The organism is Mycobacterium sp. NTMscope_Eco_3 (genome assembly GCF_976985685.1).
Genome location: NZ_CDRJYZ010000002.1, coordinates 1 through 13,591, shown reverse-complemented (window position 1 = coordinate 13,591; position 13,591 = coordinate 1). Strand labels below are relative to the sequence as shown.

Below are 13,591 nucleotides of genomic sequence, written 5' to 3'. Positions count from 1 at the left end.
GTCGCCGTGGCGTCGGCGGCCGGCAGGACCTCAGTCGTCATGGCCGTCGCCCGGGCTCGTCACGATCGCCGGTTCGGTGTCCTCTCCGGCGCGCTCTCGTGCCTCGGCAACCACGTCGGCGACCGTCAATCGGATCTGTTCCGTGTTCGTTTCGGCCGTGCGCTGCGCTTCGCGGGCGGCCCGGATGCCCCACGCGGTCACAGCAACGGTTGCCGTGCGCAACGGAACCTTCGCCACGGCCGTGCGCACTGCCTCATACGCCGCAACCCCCACCACCCCGGTTACCACCGTGGGCGCCGCCTTCATCAAGAACCCATGCCACGCCATACCAAGCACTCCCTTCCCGTCGTTGCACCGCCAAACGGTGACCAGTCGGCCACGGTCGCTGCGGAGCGACACGAACCCATCCTTGACCTTCCAGTACAGTGGAAGGTCAAGGATGGGTTCCATGCAGATCGGCGAACTAGCGAAACTCAGCAATACCAGCGCGAAAACCATTCGCTTCTACGAGAACGCGGGGCTGCTCCCGCCACCGGCACGCACGGCGTCGGGGTACCGCGACTACGGGCCCGAGGTCGTGGATCGGCTGCGGTTCATCCATCGGGGCCAAGCCGCCGGGCTGACCTTGCAGAAGGTGCGCCAAATCCTGGCGATCCACGACCGCGGTGAGGTGCCGTGCGGGCACGTGCAACAGGTCCTGCACACCCGTCTGGACCAAGTCCGCGCGCAGATCGCCGAACTGGTCGCCCTCGAAGGCCACCTGCAGACCCTTCTCGACCACGCGGCGCACGCCGCGCCCACCGAACATGACCAGTCCACGGTGTGCTGGATTCTGGAAAGCGACCTGGATGCCGACGCCACCGTCGGTCCCGGCCACTAGACCATGAACAGCACCGAAATGCGTGAGTGGTCATGGACTGATGCGTGGTTGCCGGCCGCCCTGCTGGGTGTGGCGGGGGTGGGCTGGTGGTGGTCAGTGGTCAGCATGACCGGCGACGCCATGTCTATGGACACCGAGCCAGGAATGCCCATGGAGACCGCGCCAATGATGTCGTTCGCCGGTTTCCTCATCGCGTGGGTGGCCATGATGGCCGCGATGATGCTTCCTGCGGTCCTGCCCGTCGTTCGCGCCTACGCCCGCGCCGCCACCGGCAGCGCCGCTCCAGCGATCGTCTTCGTCGCCGGATACCTGGCCCTGTGGAGCGCCACCGGGATCCCCGCCTTCTGGGCGTGGAGCCACCTCAACGGGCCACTGGCACACGGATCACCGTGGGTCGGCCGCCTGGCCGGCGCCATAGCGCTGGCCGCCGGGATCTATCAGCTCACGCCGCTGAAAGCAGCGTGCCTGCGGCACTGCTACTGGCCATTGTCGGTTTCCCCGCCGTGCGGCAAGTACCACGACAGCCCGGCCCGGGCGCTTCGTGCCGGTGGGCGCTACGGCGTCTTTTGTCTGGGCAGCTGCTGGATGCTGTTCGTAGTCATGATCGCCTTCGGCACCATGCAATTGGCGTGGATGCTGGCGCTCTCGGTGGTGATCTGGCTGGAGCGAGTCGCCTCCTTCGGCGATTGGCTCACGCGCGTCACGGGGGCGGTGCTCGTAATCCTTGGCGTTGTGCTGCTGGTGCACCCCGCGTTGGTCATCAACCTTGTCTAGCGAGGAGTTAAGTCATGACGACGACGACACAACCACGCACCCGCCCCTGCGCTTTAGCGGCGACATTTTGATCTGGCTGTCCGCTGTCGTTTGATCTGAGGCGCTGCTGGCCGTTTGACCTGCGGCGCCTCAGATCCGTGCGCTTGAGCACAGTATTGCGGGGTTGATCGAGGATGCCGGTGCTGCCTGCGTGAGCGGGTCCAGTGCCGAGTGCCCAGTTCTCGAAGAACTGACTGAACCGGCAGTGCGGCATTCGATTTGAACGCCAACGCATTGCCGTGTTCACGTCGGTTCCCGTGGGTTGGCTCTCTGAGTATGGTGTGCGGGGCAGGTGTCTGTCACGGGTACGCGCACGGGTCGACGATCGGGTTGTGGGGCTGCCGCGTCCGGAAGCCGGGGACGCCCCGATGCCCCGGCACGGTCTCCTAAGATCAGCAATCATGGTGGCGCGTTCAATCCTGTTATTCGTCCTGGCTGCGGTCGCCGAAATCGGCGGTGCCTGGCTTGTCTGGCAAGGCGTCCGCGAGCAACGTGGTTGGCTCTGGGCGGGACTCGGCGTCATCGCGCTAGGAATGTACGGGTTCGTCGCCACCCTGCAGCCCGATGCCCATTTCGGCCGGATCTTGGCCGCCTACGGCGGCGTATTCGTCGCCGGCTCGCTGGCGTGGGGCATGGCCCTCGACGGGTTCCGACCCGACCGTTGGGATGTGATCGGCGCCCTGGCCTGCCTGGTAGGCGTTGCCGTGATCATGTACGCCCCTCGCGGCCACTAGCTCAGCATCACGTGGCGGCCGGGCAGGCCCAAACCGACCCATCGGGGGCGGATCGGGACGCATCACCTCGGCCCCGCCGATCAGTATCGACGGTGACGGAGACGGGCCGGCACGCTCAGCGATCGCCGTATCGATCCCGGGTACGGCCAGACAGTCGACCAGCATTTCATGGGCCGTTGCCGCGTTGGATAACCCGGGGGGATCTCAGTGGCGCAACAGGTTTCGGTGACTGTGGGTTTGGGTTATGTAGTGGTGCCAGGTAGCAGTTCGGCGATCAGGGTCTGGACGCGGTTGGCGATGTCGTCGCGGATGGAGCGGACGACCTCAAGGGCTTGGCCGGCGGGGTCGGGCAGTTTCCAGTCCCGGTAGGTGACTCCCGGGAAGTATGGGCAGGTGTCTCCGCAGCCCATGGTGATCACGACGTCGCTGGCTTGCACCGTGTCGGCGGTGAGCACCGCGGGGCTGTTGGCTGTGATGTCGATGCCCAGTTCGGCCATCGCGGCAACGGCCGCCGGGTTGACTTGGTCGGCGGGTTCGGTGCCCGCGGAACGGACCTCGATGCGGCCACCGGACTGGTGGATCAGCAGTGCGGCCGCCATCTGGGAGCGACCGGCGTTGTGCACGCAGACGAACAGGACGCTGGGTTTGTCGGCCATCAGCGGGCACTGCGTGATTGGGACTCGGGTCCGAAGAGGCGGGTACGCAGCGCCAGGGACACGTAGACGAGTCCGACCAGCACCGGTACTTCGATGAGCGGGCCCACGACCCCGGCCAGGGCCTGCCCGGAGGTGGCGCCGTAGGTGGCGATCGCGACGGCAATCGCGAGTTCGAAGTTATTGCCGGCAGCGGTGAACGCCAACGTGGTGGTGCGCTCGTACCCGACGTTGAGGAGGGCGCCGAGCAGGTAGCCGCCGGCCCACATGATCGCGAAGTAGGCCAGCAGCGGCACCGCGATGCGGGCGACATCGAAAGGCCGGGAGGTGATCTGATCACCTTGAAGGGCAAACAGGATGACGATGGTGAACAGCAGTCCATAGAGTGCCCAGGGGCCGATGCGGGGCAGGAATTGCGACTCGTACCAGGTGCGGCCTTTGGCGCGTTCGCCTAGGCGGCGGGACAGGTACCCGGCCAACAGTGGGACGCCGAGGAAGATCAACACCGATTTGGCGATCTGCCACGGGGAGACCTCGATCCCGGTCTGGGACAGGCCCAGCCAGCCCGGCAGCACCGACAGGTAAAACCAGCCCAGCGCGGCGAACATGAGAACCTGAAAGATCGAGTTCAACGCGACCAGCACTGCGGCGGCCTCGCGGTCCCCGCAGGCCAGGTCGTTCCAGATGATGACCATGGCGATGCAGCGGGCCAGCCCGACGATGATCAACCCGGTGCGGTATTCGGGCAGATCGGGAAGTAGCAGCCACGCCAGGGCAAACATCACCGCCGGCCCGATCAGCCAGTTCAACACCAGCGAGGACGCCAGCAGTTTGCGGTCGGCGGTGACCTCGCCGAGCTGGTCGTAGCGGACTTTGGCCAGCACCGGATACATCATCACCAACAGCCCAAGGGCGATGGGCAGCGAGACTCCGTCGACCTCAATGGCACTTAGGCCCGCGCCCAGGCCGGGCACCAGCCGCCCCAGCAGCAGGCCGGCGGCCATCGCTACCCCGATCCATACCGGCAAGAGCCGGTCCAGGGTGGACAGCTTGGCGGCCACTGCGGGTGCAGCAGTCGATATGGCGGTGTCACTCATGAGGTTTCTCTCCCGTGGCGCGAGCGGCGTACCGCTTCACTGGCAGCTGTCAACGTGAGGTGGGTCGGGGCGCGGTGGCGCGGTCGTTCGCTGCGGCTGTCTCAATCAGACGATGCGGCGGGTTTGGTGGCGTGGATGATCGCGCCGTGCATCCCTTCGGCCACCTGGTGGGTGAACGTGACCGTGGCATCGGTGAACCCGGCCGCGGCCAGTCCGTCGAGGTACTCCTGGCGGGACAGCGCTCCGGCGATGCAGCCGACGTAGGAGCCGCGTTCGGCGCGCTCGGCCGAACTGAGGTGGTCTTCGGCGACGACGTCGGAGATCCCGATCCGCCCGCCGGGGACCAGCACCCGGAACATCTCGGCGATCACGGCCGGTTTGTCGGCGGACAGGTTGATCACGCAGTTGGAGATCACCACATCGACGGCGGCATCGGGCAGCGGGATGTCTTCGATGGTGCCCTTGCGGAACTCGACGTTGGTGACACCGGCCTTGGCTCGGAATTCTTCGGCGTTCCGCCTCGCCAAGGCCAGCATCTCGTCGGTCATGTCGACGCCGTAAGCAAACCCGTCCGGGCCGACCCGGCGCGCCGACAACAAAACGTCGATCCCGCCGCCAGAACCCAGGTCAAGCACCCGCTCTCCGGGGTGCAAGTCAGCGACCGCGGTCGGGTTACCGCAACCCAGGCTGGCCGCAACCGCTTCAGCGGGAATCTCGGAGTGCTCGTCGTCGCCGTAGAGACCGGCGCCGAAGATGGTCCCGATATCGGCTGAGTCGCTGGACCCGCAGCAGCTCGCGGCGGTCAGCACATCGCTGTTGGTAGCGCCCCCGCTGATCGCGGTGGCGGCGGCGCCGTAGCTGGCCCGGACCTGATCACGCAGCTCATTGTGTTCGGCGGTCATCGCACCTACTCTTTCCATCGACAGACATCTATGTGAGCAGTGTGCGGGAAACATCGATGACTGTCAATGCGTGTGTCATACTGGGGCCATGCCCGCCGCGATCGCCTCCCCGACCGAACGCGATGACTCGTTGCTGGTCGCTGACGTTGCGGCGTGCTGCAGCCCGATCACCGACGGCGTACTCGACGCGGCCGCCGCCGAGCGGCTGGCCGGCGTGCTCAAGGCGCTGGCCGAACCGACCCGGCTACGGCTTGTGTCAATGATCGCGGGCCATGAGGGCGCCGAGGCGTGTGTATGCGACCTGACCGCTACTGTGGGGCTATCCCAGCCGACGGTGTCGCATCACCTCAAGATCCTGGTCGAGGCCGGCCTGCTCGACCGAACCCAGCGCGGCAAGTGGGCGTACTACCGGCTGGTGCCCGCGGCCCTGGATGCGCTCGGCGGGGTGTTTGTTGTCCGTTGTCGTTGTGGCTGAGGCAGCGCTTGAGGGCCTGACCTGCGATGCCTCGGATTCAGTGACGGCCGCCGCTACCTTGAGTTGTCCTGCCGCCGGGTGTCTCGTGCTGGCCCCGCAAGAGGCGTTATGCGTCCGGCGCGTACGCCGTTGGCGATGACGACGACTTCGGCAAGCTCGTGCACCAGTACGACCGTGGCCAGGCCGAGGGTTCCGAACATCGCCAGCGGCATGAGCACGGTGATGATGCCCAGGGAGAGTCCGACGTTTTGCACCATGATCTGCCGGGAGCGTCGAGCATGTGCTAGTGCGTGGGGCAGGTGCCGCAGGTCTTGGCCCATCAGGGCGACGTCGGCGGTTTCGATCGCGACATCGGTTCCCATGGCGCCCATCGCGATTCCCAGGTCGGCGGCGGCCAGGGCCGGAGCATCGTTGACGCCGTCGCCGACCATCGCGGTGGGCCGGTGAGCGCCCAGTTCTGCGATCAGGTGAGCCTTGTCCTCGGGGCGCAGTTCGGCATAGACGTGCTCGATGCCGGCTTGGGCGGCGAGCGCCGCCGCGGTGGCGTGATTGTCGCCGGTGAGCATCGTCACCTGGTAGCCGCCGGCACGTAGCGCGGTGATGACCTCGGGAGCTTCTGGGCGTAGTTCGTCGCGCACGGCGATGGCACCGAGCAGCCGGTCATCGCGTTCTACGAGCACCGCTGTGGCCCCGGCTTGTTGCATGTGCGCTACGTGATCGGCGAGGTCGGCGGGGTCGATCCAGCCGGGCCGGCCCAGCCGGATGGCTTGCCCGTCGAGGTGGCCGGTCAGCCCAGCTCCGGCAACGGCGTGCACGTCACTCGCGGCGGCCACCGGCGCTTGGGTAGCGGCCAGGACGGCCGCGGCCAGCGGGTGTTCACTGCGGGTTTCCAGCGCGGCCGCGACCGCCAGCACCTCTTCGCGGGTGGCGTCGTTGGTGGTGGCGATGTCGATGACGGTGGGCCGGTTGGCGGTCAAAGTTCCGGTTTTGTCCAGCGCGATCCCACTGATGGTGCCCAGGGCTTCCAGCGCGGCACCGCCCTTGATCAGTACCCCGATCTTCGAGGCGGCACCGACTGCCGCCACGACGGTCACCGGCACGGCGATGGCGAGCGCGCACGGGGACGCGGCGACGAGCACCACCAGAGCGCGTTCGATCCACACCAGCGGGTTACCGAAGATGCTGCCCGTCCCGGCGATCAGCGCCCCGGCGATCATGATGCCCGGCACCAACGGCTGCGCGATCCGATCGGCCAGGCGCTGGCTGGCGCCCTTGCGGGCCTGTTCGGCTTCCACGATCTGCACGATTCGCGCCAACGAGTTGTCCTCAACGGTCGCGGTGACCTCCACCTGCAGCACTCCGGACCCGTTGATCGACCCGGCGAACACCTCATCACCGGGTCCGGCCTCTACCGGCACCGATTCGCCGGTAATCGCCGAGACGTCCAGGGCGGTGCGCCCGGCAACAATGATGCCGTCGGTGGCCAGGCGTTCCCCGGGTTTGACAATCATCTGATCACCGACGCGCAGTTCGGCTGCGGCCACCACGGTTTCGACACCTGCGCGCAAGACCGTGGCCTGATCCGGCACCAGCGCCAGCAGAGCACGCAGGCCGCGGCGGGTACGGGCCACCGCGTATTCCTCCAAACCCTCGCTGATGGAGAACAAAAACGCCAGCATCGCGGCCTCGCCGACCTGACCGAGTCCAACAGCGCCGAGCGCGGCGATCGTCATCAACGTGCCGACACCGACACGGCCCTCGGTCAGTCGCCTAACGGTTGAGGGCACGAACGTCGAAGCGCCCACCGCGAGCGCCACGACTTTCAATCCCAACGCCACCGGCCCGAATGGAGTCAGCCACGCCGTCACCAGTGAGGCTGTCAGCACCACCCCGGAGAACGCGGCCCGCCGCAGCTTGACAACGCCCCACAGCCGCTCCGACTCAGGGTGGCTGTCGTCGTGGTCGCAGCAGCCATCGCTTCGTTGCACTGGTCGTTGTGAAACCCTGTCAGCTTGCTCGCCGGATAGCGTCCGCTCGCTCCAGTCGAGGATTCTCTGCACCACACCGGGGTTGCCTCCCTCGACCGAGTGCGGCGCCCGGGCGGGCACCGACTCGGCAGGGATGTGCTCGGCGGCGGCGATCGCCGACAAAATGGCAGCGGTGTCGCAGCGCTCGGGTGAATACCAGACCACCACGGAAGCCGTGCGCGGATACGCGCGGACCGCATCCACACCAGCCACCGTGGCGACCGAGTCCTCGATCGCGACAGCCCGCACCGCGTCGAACCGAAACCAGTTAGCACGCACCCGTATTCGTCGCGCACCCGCAGACACGACAACCAGCGCGGCCCCGTGATCGGAGGAAACCTCAGCAGTAGGCACAATCGACCTTTCCCCGTGAAAACGGCTAACCCATCACTTGGCAGCAGTCGTCATCGTCAGCCTTGGCGGCGGGCGGCCGAGGGGCATCGTCGCCGATGCGTCCGCGGGCTTCGGCGACCACGTCGGCGACTTTCAGCCGGGCCGACTCCGCTGCTACCTCTGCGCTCCGAGTTCCGCGCAGTCCCCACTCCGTCACGGTCACCGCTGCCCGGTGAACCGGCGCCGTGCCCACCGCCTTGCGCAGCACCTCGTAGGCGCTCACCCCGACCAGCCCGGTGAACACTGTCCCGGCTGCTTTGGCCACGAACCCATGTATAGCCACTGCTTATCCCTTCTGTTCTGCCAACTCACTACGATTGAGCGACCGCGATCTTCAAGGTCACCGGATCGCTGCCACTGATGGTCATCGACCAACGGTGGCCTCGGCTGCGCCCGATGCGGCGTCCTCGCCGACACAGGGCTGGTCGGTATCCACCGCCAAAACAACCTGGACCAGCTCGCCCAGAGCACGGGCGAGGTGAGGGTCGGCCAGCGCGTAGCGAACCTGCCGGCCCTCATAGGTCGCGATGACCAGCCCGCAGCCCCGCAAACACGACAAATGATTGGACACATTCGACCGTGTCAACCCCAGCTGCGCAGCCAACTGGCCCGGGTAGCACACCCCATCGAGCAGTGCCACCAGAATCCGACACCGCGTCGGATCCGCCAGCGCTCGGCCCAGCCGAGCCAGCGCCGATTCCCGCGTCTCACACGTCAGCATGCACCAAACAGTACAGCCGATACTGATATGTCAGCAAGGGCTGAATTGTGCCATGGCTCCACACGCCGCCGTCAGCCCTGACGCCGCCCAGCTGGCCCAGCCGGGCACGGTGATCGCGGGGATTGACCTGGTCGTGGTTTCCACGCGTCGAAGTGGTGTGCGCGGCGGGTGGCGCTGAGTTGTTGATCGTGGATCCACTGTTCGATGGGGCGGGTTTGGTCGCGGTGCTGGGGAAACCGGGCGCTGACGTTGACGTAGACCGCATCGACGGCGCGGGCACGGGCGGGTGTGGCTGGCGCGGTGCCCCAGATCCGGCGATGAGCGCCGGCCAGGATGGCGGCCAAGGCGATCAGGTCCGGGTAGGCGCCGATGTGCGTGTCGGCGTCGGCGCGGGCAGGCGGCAGCGTAAACGGGCTGGTGCTGCGTGCCCAGCAGCGGTGAATCCGCGCGGCATCCCTGACCGCGAAGCGCGCAGCGTCGCCGTGACACCGATCCAGTCGGGCATGGCGCTGCGCTGCGGCGATCACCGCGGGGGCGCAGCGCAGATCGCGTTGATCGTCGAGGGTGGAGGTGCCTGCACCGATCCATCGGCGGTGGCGGCAGCAGACGGTCGCGTAGTCGGGCAACCAGCAGTAGACCGGCTCATAGACACCGCGGCGTGCCATGCACAGGCGGCATGCGGGCCGGGCGTGGCGGCGTTGGCGGGTGGTGTCGCGGTCGGGGGCGGCCAGCCCGATGAGCCGGGCGTGAAGGATGCCCACGGGCTGGCCGCTGGCGGTTGCCAACCAGTCCGGCCGGGGACGGCAGATCGCTGGACCGTCGGCCAGGTAGCGCCGCAGACCTCGGGGTTCTAGGTGGTTGGCGTGCGCGAGCCGATCAAGATAGGACTGCACCGTTTCGCCACGAAACGGTGTGACGGTGCGCGGTAGTGGCGCGGCAGGCCCCTGCGGCCACGCCGGTGGGGTTGATACGTCAGCTGGCATGGCGTTGCGCCGATGTTTGGGCTGCGTAGTCGATGAGCACCGTGTCCATCAGATCCCTGGTGAGGTTCTCGGTTTCGTCGAGCATGCTGCGGATCGCAGCCGAGCGGATCAGGTGCGCCAGGCTGCCGATCATTCCGCCGGTGCGTCGATGCAGGTATTTGGCTTCGGCGACCAGCGTTCCCGCGGTGTGATGGTGCAACCGCAGGGTGCCTTCCATCGCGGCCACCAGCGACTTCCATTCCCCGGCGTACGGGAACGGGCTGGTGTTGATCACACCGCAGCGCCCGGCGAGCTGGCGTCCGCGGGTGCCGGTGAACACACCGGAGCGCTCGACGTCGATGCCGGCGTAGACGAACGTGGCGGGCAGGTGTTCGGTGAAGTACTTCAGGTGATCGGACAGTTCCTCGCCGGCCCGGGTATCGAGGTTGAGGTTGTGGATCTCGTCGACGATCACGATGTCGGTTCGGGCGTCGATGAGGACCTGGCAGACAGCGTCGGCGATATCGGTGACATTCATCCGCGGTTGCATCGGCGGAAGGCCCAGGAATCGCGCGAACTCCATCGCGAGTTTGCGCGCCGAGCCTTTCGGGGGCGCGGTCACGTATACGATCGGGATCCGGGACTTGTCGGCGAATCGTGTCCTGATACGCAGTTCGTGGAATCGGCCGAGTTGTTTGACCGCGGTGGTCTTGCCGGTCGCGGCCGCCCCGGAAATGATCAGCCCGCGCCGGGCGCCGATCTCGCGTTGGTTGAGCAGGGTCAGCAGCCGGCCTTCGTTGGTGATGCGCTGGATCGCCGACGTGGTGACCACGACCAGTTCACTGTGATGCGCTACCCGGGCTTCGTTGTAGTTGGTCCGTTCGGTCTCCGACAGGGTGCTCCACTGCTCATCGGGTAACAGGGTGAACTCGGGTGGATCGGCATCGACGAAACGGCGCCAACCCTCGAGCGTGGTGGTGGGTTGGCGCCGGTCCTCGAGTTGGCTCACCGGGGCAAAAGTGTTCACAGCCGCCACGATTCAGCCTCCTTGCGTGCATCGAACACCGGTAGTGGAATGACTTGGGCGATCTCGATGTCGTCGGCGTCCTCGTCACCGCCTGGCGGCGGCTCCTCATCGCAGGGTTCTGCGGTATCCGGCGGGCGGGGCCAGGCCGGTGTCGCGGTGGCTCGCGTTCGACCCGCCACCCTGCGATCCTTGGATTCCTGTCGGGTGGGGGCGGGGCCTTGCGCGGCCCGGTCGAGCAGGTCATCGGCCGCGCGGGCGATCTCGGCTTCGGTGGCCTGATCGCATCCGCGCTGGGCCAGCACGGACCGCGCATGCTGCCATACCAATTCGCCGAACGGTACCGGGTGGCTGCGCAAATGCGTCCAGGTCGCGGCCAGCCAGCCCTCGTCGTGATGGTTGCGCACCCAGATCCGCGACACGTCGTAGGGGTCGTAGTGCACCTCCCACTGGCCCTTCTTGGATTCCACCCCCGAGTGCTGGCGGCGGTAGGGGTTGAGTGCCTTAGCGTCGTAGCTGCGGTTGTTGACCCGGATCCCGTAGGAATTGATGCGCCGCCAGCACGACGGCAGTAACTCGATGTAGTCCTCGGCCGACAGCGGCACCGGAACATACCCGGCGACCTCGACCAAGGCGGCGTACTTTTCGTTGGGCGTCAACGCCTTGCCCGGGGTGACGGGGTCACGCAGGCCGTCGTGGGGCCGGTTTTGCCATACCGCGACGATCCACTCATCCAGCAGGGCTTGCAGCTCCACGATCGACCACACTGCGTCCTGTTCGGCGTTCTTGCCGCGCCGCTCGACGCTGGAGCCGACATACCCGGCGACATGCTGGGCGAACAAGGTGGCCACCGACTGCAGGGTCCGCTCGATCTTGGGTTTGTCGGTCGGCGTATCCGGGTGGGCGGGCTGCAGATTGATCCCCAACGTGCAACACGCCTGCCGGAAGGTTTGCGACAGATACGCCTTCCCGTGGTCGCACACTACGGTCTCCGGGGCGATCACCGGCCGGGCGGCCGCATCGGCCAACCGTTGATCCACGCCGGTCAAACAGCGATACGGCAGCACCGACCGCGACATCCGCAGCGCATCGGACCACTCCGGCCGCATCGGTTCTGGCGTCAACGCTCGGGCCAGCAGCAGCGCCGCGTCGACCGCTTTGGTCGTGGGCCGCAACACCGCGGCCGGAATCGAGCAGGTCGCGTCGTCAACCATGCCGGTCAGCTCGACCCGGTCCACCGTGCCGTCATCGAGGACCACCCGCACATCCAGGGGGGTCGAATCGATCTCGACCACCTCGCCGGGGCGCGCCACCGTCAGCGCACCGAACGGGCCGTCGGGCTGTTTGGACAACGAACGCCGGGTGCGCGCGGACCCGAACGTGTGCCGGCCCTCCGACAGCCTCTTCACCAGACGATAGAACGTCCGCTGAGACGGCATCGCCGGTGCGTCCTGGGCACCGTATTGAGCCACCAGCGATTTGGTCACCCGTCGCTGCAGGCGGCTCACCGTCCCGGTCGACACGTCGGTCTCGTCATCGATGGCCTGCCGCACTGCGGCCACCAGCCGCTCGTCGACGCGGCCGAACATCGCCCGCCGGGGAATGTGCCGGCGATCCACAACCCCCAGCAGGCCGTCTCGTTCGTAGGCATAGCGTTGCCGCTGCAACGTGTACAAGCTGATCTCGTGGCCAGCCGAGCGCAGCTCGGCGAGCTTGGCCAATTCGCGCTGCCGCAACGAACGCGACGCCGGATCGAACTCCGGCCGCGGCCGGCTACCCGCCTCGGAATCAACCCGTCGACCCGTCAACACCTCGATCAAGTGCCGTTCCCACCAGCGGGCCCGCTCGGCGGCAGCCTCGGGCACCCCGGCCAACGCTTCTTCGGAACACAAAGCCGGTCGCGATCCTGACACCAACTCCAACGCCGGGTCGCCCAGCAGCCGAGACAGCGGTACCACCGACTGCCCGCCGACCGCATCGGTCAGCCTGGCTGAACTGCCCGAAAGTGTGACAACCGTGAATACGCCGTCGGATAACCGGATTTCATCGCCCTCGCGGATGACACCCGACCGCATACCCGTCATCGTGACAACGCGGGCCCGACGATCGACTCCTCGGTCAAGACAGCCGCGGAAAGATCCACGCCCAGTCGCCGGTGCCACAACAGGTGAAACAGCACCGGCAACACCATGATCGCTTCACCGACCGGTCTCACCCCGGTCATCAGCGGCCGCGCCGAGTCGAACACCGCCTCCAACGCTGCGGCGACCGCCGGGCGGTACACCCGTGGATGCCGATACCCAGACAACCAGCGCAAATTCGCCGTCACGACCGGATCCGCAACGCCCGCTCGCCGATAGGCCCATCCCAGGGAACGGCACGCCTGCTCGGACCGGTCGAACAACTCAGCATCAGCATCCGATATTCGGTCATCGGCCCGCACGTCAAGAACCGTCGCCGTTCCGTCGGACAACCGCACGAAGTAATCAGGCACGTGGTGCCTGCCGTCACCCCAATGGAGCCGGAACGGCTGCGACGCAACACCAACCACCGCGGGATCGGCGTCCAGCGCGATCAAATGGTCACGCTCCGACCACGACTCGTACCCAACGTGCTCACGAGTCGTCGAAAACCACCACAGGCCTGGATAATTGCCCTGCCCGCGAAACGCTGGGAAACCACGCACGGGTGAGCAGTCCAACTCAAAGGCCACTGCGGCACACTCCGCCAGCGGCAAGCGCGAAGAACCCCCGGAGGAGTTGAATTCCACCTCAACGCCACCGTTGACCTGCGGCCATAGCGCCGCCGGCGCCACACTCACCTAAACAACGCTACCGGCGGTACCTCGGATAGATTGGCAAAGACACGCCGATACCGCAGATACGGTGGCAATACATCACATCGGATGTC

At 66.8% G+C, this 13,591-nt stretch carries 13 protein-coding genes and 1 pseudogene; 4 read left to right on the top strand and 10 right to left on the bottom strand.

The window, feature by feature from the left end; translation table 11 throughout:
* Positions 1–30 precede the first annotated feature (30 nt).
* Positions 31–327 (bottom strand): DUF1490 family protein, encoded by a 297-nt coding sequence (locus tag AC0KTM_RS28460; RefSeq protein WP_033718771.1) that lies wholly within the window; start codon positions 325–327, stop codon positions 31–33.
* 121 nt (positions 328–448) lie between these two features.
* Between AC0KTM_RS28460 and AC0KTM_RS28455 the strand changes: the two genes are divergently transcribed.
* From AC0KTM_RS28455 to AC0KTM_RS28445, 3 genes are all read left to right on the top strand, one after another.
* Complete coding sequence (locus tag AC0KTM_RS28455) at positions 449–880, top strand: heavy metal-responsive transcriptional regulator (RefSeq protein ID WP_007170246.1); 432 nt, start codon at positions 449–451, stop codon at positions 878–880.
* A 3-nt stretch (positions 881–883) separates the two neighbouring features.
* On the top strand, positions 884–1,654 hold the full coding sequence (locus tag AC0KTM_RS28450; protein ID WP_007170247.1) for a DUF2182 domain-containing protein: 771 nt from the start codon (positions 884–886) through the stop codon (positions 1,652–1,654).
* A gap of 440 nt (positions 1,655–2,094) precedes the next feature.
* On the top strand, positions 2,095–2,427 hold the full coding sequence (locus AC0KTM_RS28445; protein ID WP_007170248.1) for a YnfA family protein: 333 nt from the start codon (positions 2,095–2,097) through the stop codon (positions 2,425–2,427).
* A 242-nt stretch (positions 2,428–2,669) separates the two neighbouring features.
* Here the strand turns inward: AC0KTM_RS28445 and arsB are convergent.
* Both arsB and arsM read right to left on the bottom strand, forming a co-directional pair.
* Positions 2,670–4,177, bottom strand: a pseudogene (arsB, locus tag AC0KTM_RS28440) (ACR3 family arsenite efflux transporter).
* A 101-nt stretch (positions 4,178–4,278) separates the two neighbouring features.
* Positions 4,279–5,079, bottom strand: coding sequence for an arsenite methyltransferase (arsM, locus tag AC0KTM_RS28435; RefSeq protein ID WP_007170251.1), 801 nt, complete (start codon positions 5,077–5,079; stop codon positions 4,279–4,281).
* A gap of 88 nt (positions 5,080–5,167) precedes the next feature.
* Here arsM and AC0KTM_RS28430 point away from each other — a divergent pair, with 88 nt between their 5' ends.
* Entirely contained in the window at positions 5,168–5,554 is a 387-nt protein-coding gene (locus tag AC0KTM_RS28430; protein ID WP_007170252.1) for an ArsR/SmtB family transcription factor, read from the top strand.
* Positions 5,555–5,607: 53 nt separating this feature from the next.
* Here AC0KTM_RS28430 and AC0KTM_RS28425 read toward each other — a convergent pair whose 3' ends face one another.
* The 7 genes from AC0KTM_RS28425 to AC0KTM_RS28395 form a co-directional block, all read right to left on the bottom strand.
* Positions 5,608–7,896 (bottom strand): heavy metal translocating P-type ATPase, encoded by a 2,289-nt coding sequence (locus tag AC0KTM_RS28425; RefSeq protein WP_033718775.1) that lies wholly within the window; start codon positions 7,894–7,896, stop codon positions 5,608–5,610.
* A gap of 64 nt (positions 7,897–7,960) precedes the next feature.
* Positions 7,961–8,257 carry a DUF1490 family protein gene (locus AC0KTM_RS28420; protein ID WP_033718759.1) on the bottom strand — a complete coding sequence of 99 codons (297 nt, stop codon included), beginning with the start codon at positions 8,255–8,257 and terminating at the stop codon, positions 7,961–7,963.
* A gap of 81 nt (positions 8,258–8,338) precedes the next feature.
* The gene (gene cmtR, locus AC0KTM_RS28415) at positions 8,339–8,695 is read right to left on the bottom strand and encodes a Cd(II)/Pb(II)-sensing metalloregulatory transcriptional regulator CmtR (protein WP_007170255.1); all 357 of its coding nucleotides are present in this window, start codon (positions 8,693–8,695) and stop codon (positions 8,339–8,341) included.
* 71 nt (positions 8,696–8,766) lie between these two features.
* Positions 8,767–9,588 carry a hypothetical protein gene (locus tag AC0KTM_RS28410; RefSeq protein WP_065018912.1) on the bottom strand — a complete coding sequence of 274 codons (822 nt, stop codon included), beginning with the start codon at positions 9,586–9,588 and terminating at the stop codon, positions 8,767–8,769.
* A 79-nt stretch (positions 9,589–9,667) separates the two neighbouring features.
* The gene (locus AC0KTM_RS28405) at positions 9,668–10,693 is read right to left on the bottom strand and encodes a TniB family NTP-binding protein (protein WP_007172501.1); all 1,026 of its coding nucleotides are present in this window, start codon (positions 10,691–10,693) and stop codon (positions 9,668–9,670) included.
* Complete coding sequence (locus tag AC0KTM_RS28400) at positions 10,681–12,756, bottom strand: Mu transposase C-terminal domain-containing protein (protein ID WP_224860251.1); 2,076 nt, start codon at positions 12,754–12,756, stop codon at positions 10,681–10,683. The genes AC0KTM_RS28405 and AC0KTM_RS28400 overlap by 13 nt, the downstream gene beginning before the upstream one ends.
* Positions 12,757–12,761: 5 nt before the next feature.
* The gene (locus tag AC0KTM_RS28395) at positions 12,762–13,502 is read right to left on the bottom strand and encodes a TnsA-like heteromeric transposase endonuclease subunit (RefSeq protein ID WP_099459185.1); all 741 of its coding nucleotides are present in this window, start codon (positions 13,500–13,502) and stop codon (positions 12,762–12,764) included.
* Positions 13,503–13,591: the final 89 nt, after the last annotated feature.

Coding starts and splice junctions, on each gene's coding strand:
- AC0KTM_RS28400 (WP_224860251.1), bottom strand. CDS start 12,756: ATGCGGTCGGGTGTCATCCGCGAGGGCGATGAAATCCGGTTATCCGAC.
- cmtR (WP_007170255.1), bottom strand. CDS start 8,695: ATGCTGACGTGTGAGACGCGGGAATCGGCGCTGGCTCGGCTGGGCCGA.
- AC0KTM_RS28445 (WP_007170248.1), top strand. CDS start 2,095: ATGGTGGCGCGTTCAATCCTGTTATTCGTCCTGGCTGCGGTCGCCGAA.
- arsM (WP_007170251.1), bottom strand. CDS start 5,079: ATGACCGCCGAACACAATGAGCTGCGTGATCAGGTCCGGGCCAGCTAC.
- AC0KTM_RS28430 (WP_007170252.1), top strand. CDS start 5,168: ATGCCCGCCGCGATCGCCTCCCCGACCGAACGCGATGACTCGTTGCTG.
- AC0KTM_RS28450 (WP_007170247.1), top strand. CDS start 884: ATGAACAGCACCGAAATGCGTGAGTGGTCATGGACTGATGCGTGGTTG.
- AC0KTM_RS28460 (WP_033718771.1), bottom strand. CDS start 327: ATGGCGTGGCATGGGTTCTTGATGAAGGCGGCGCCCACGGTGGTAACC.
- AC0KTM_RS28455 (WP_007170246.1), top strand. CDS start 449: ATGCAGATCGGCGAACTAGCGAAACTCAGCAATACCAGCGCGAAAACC.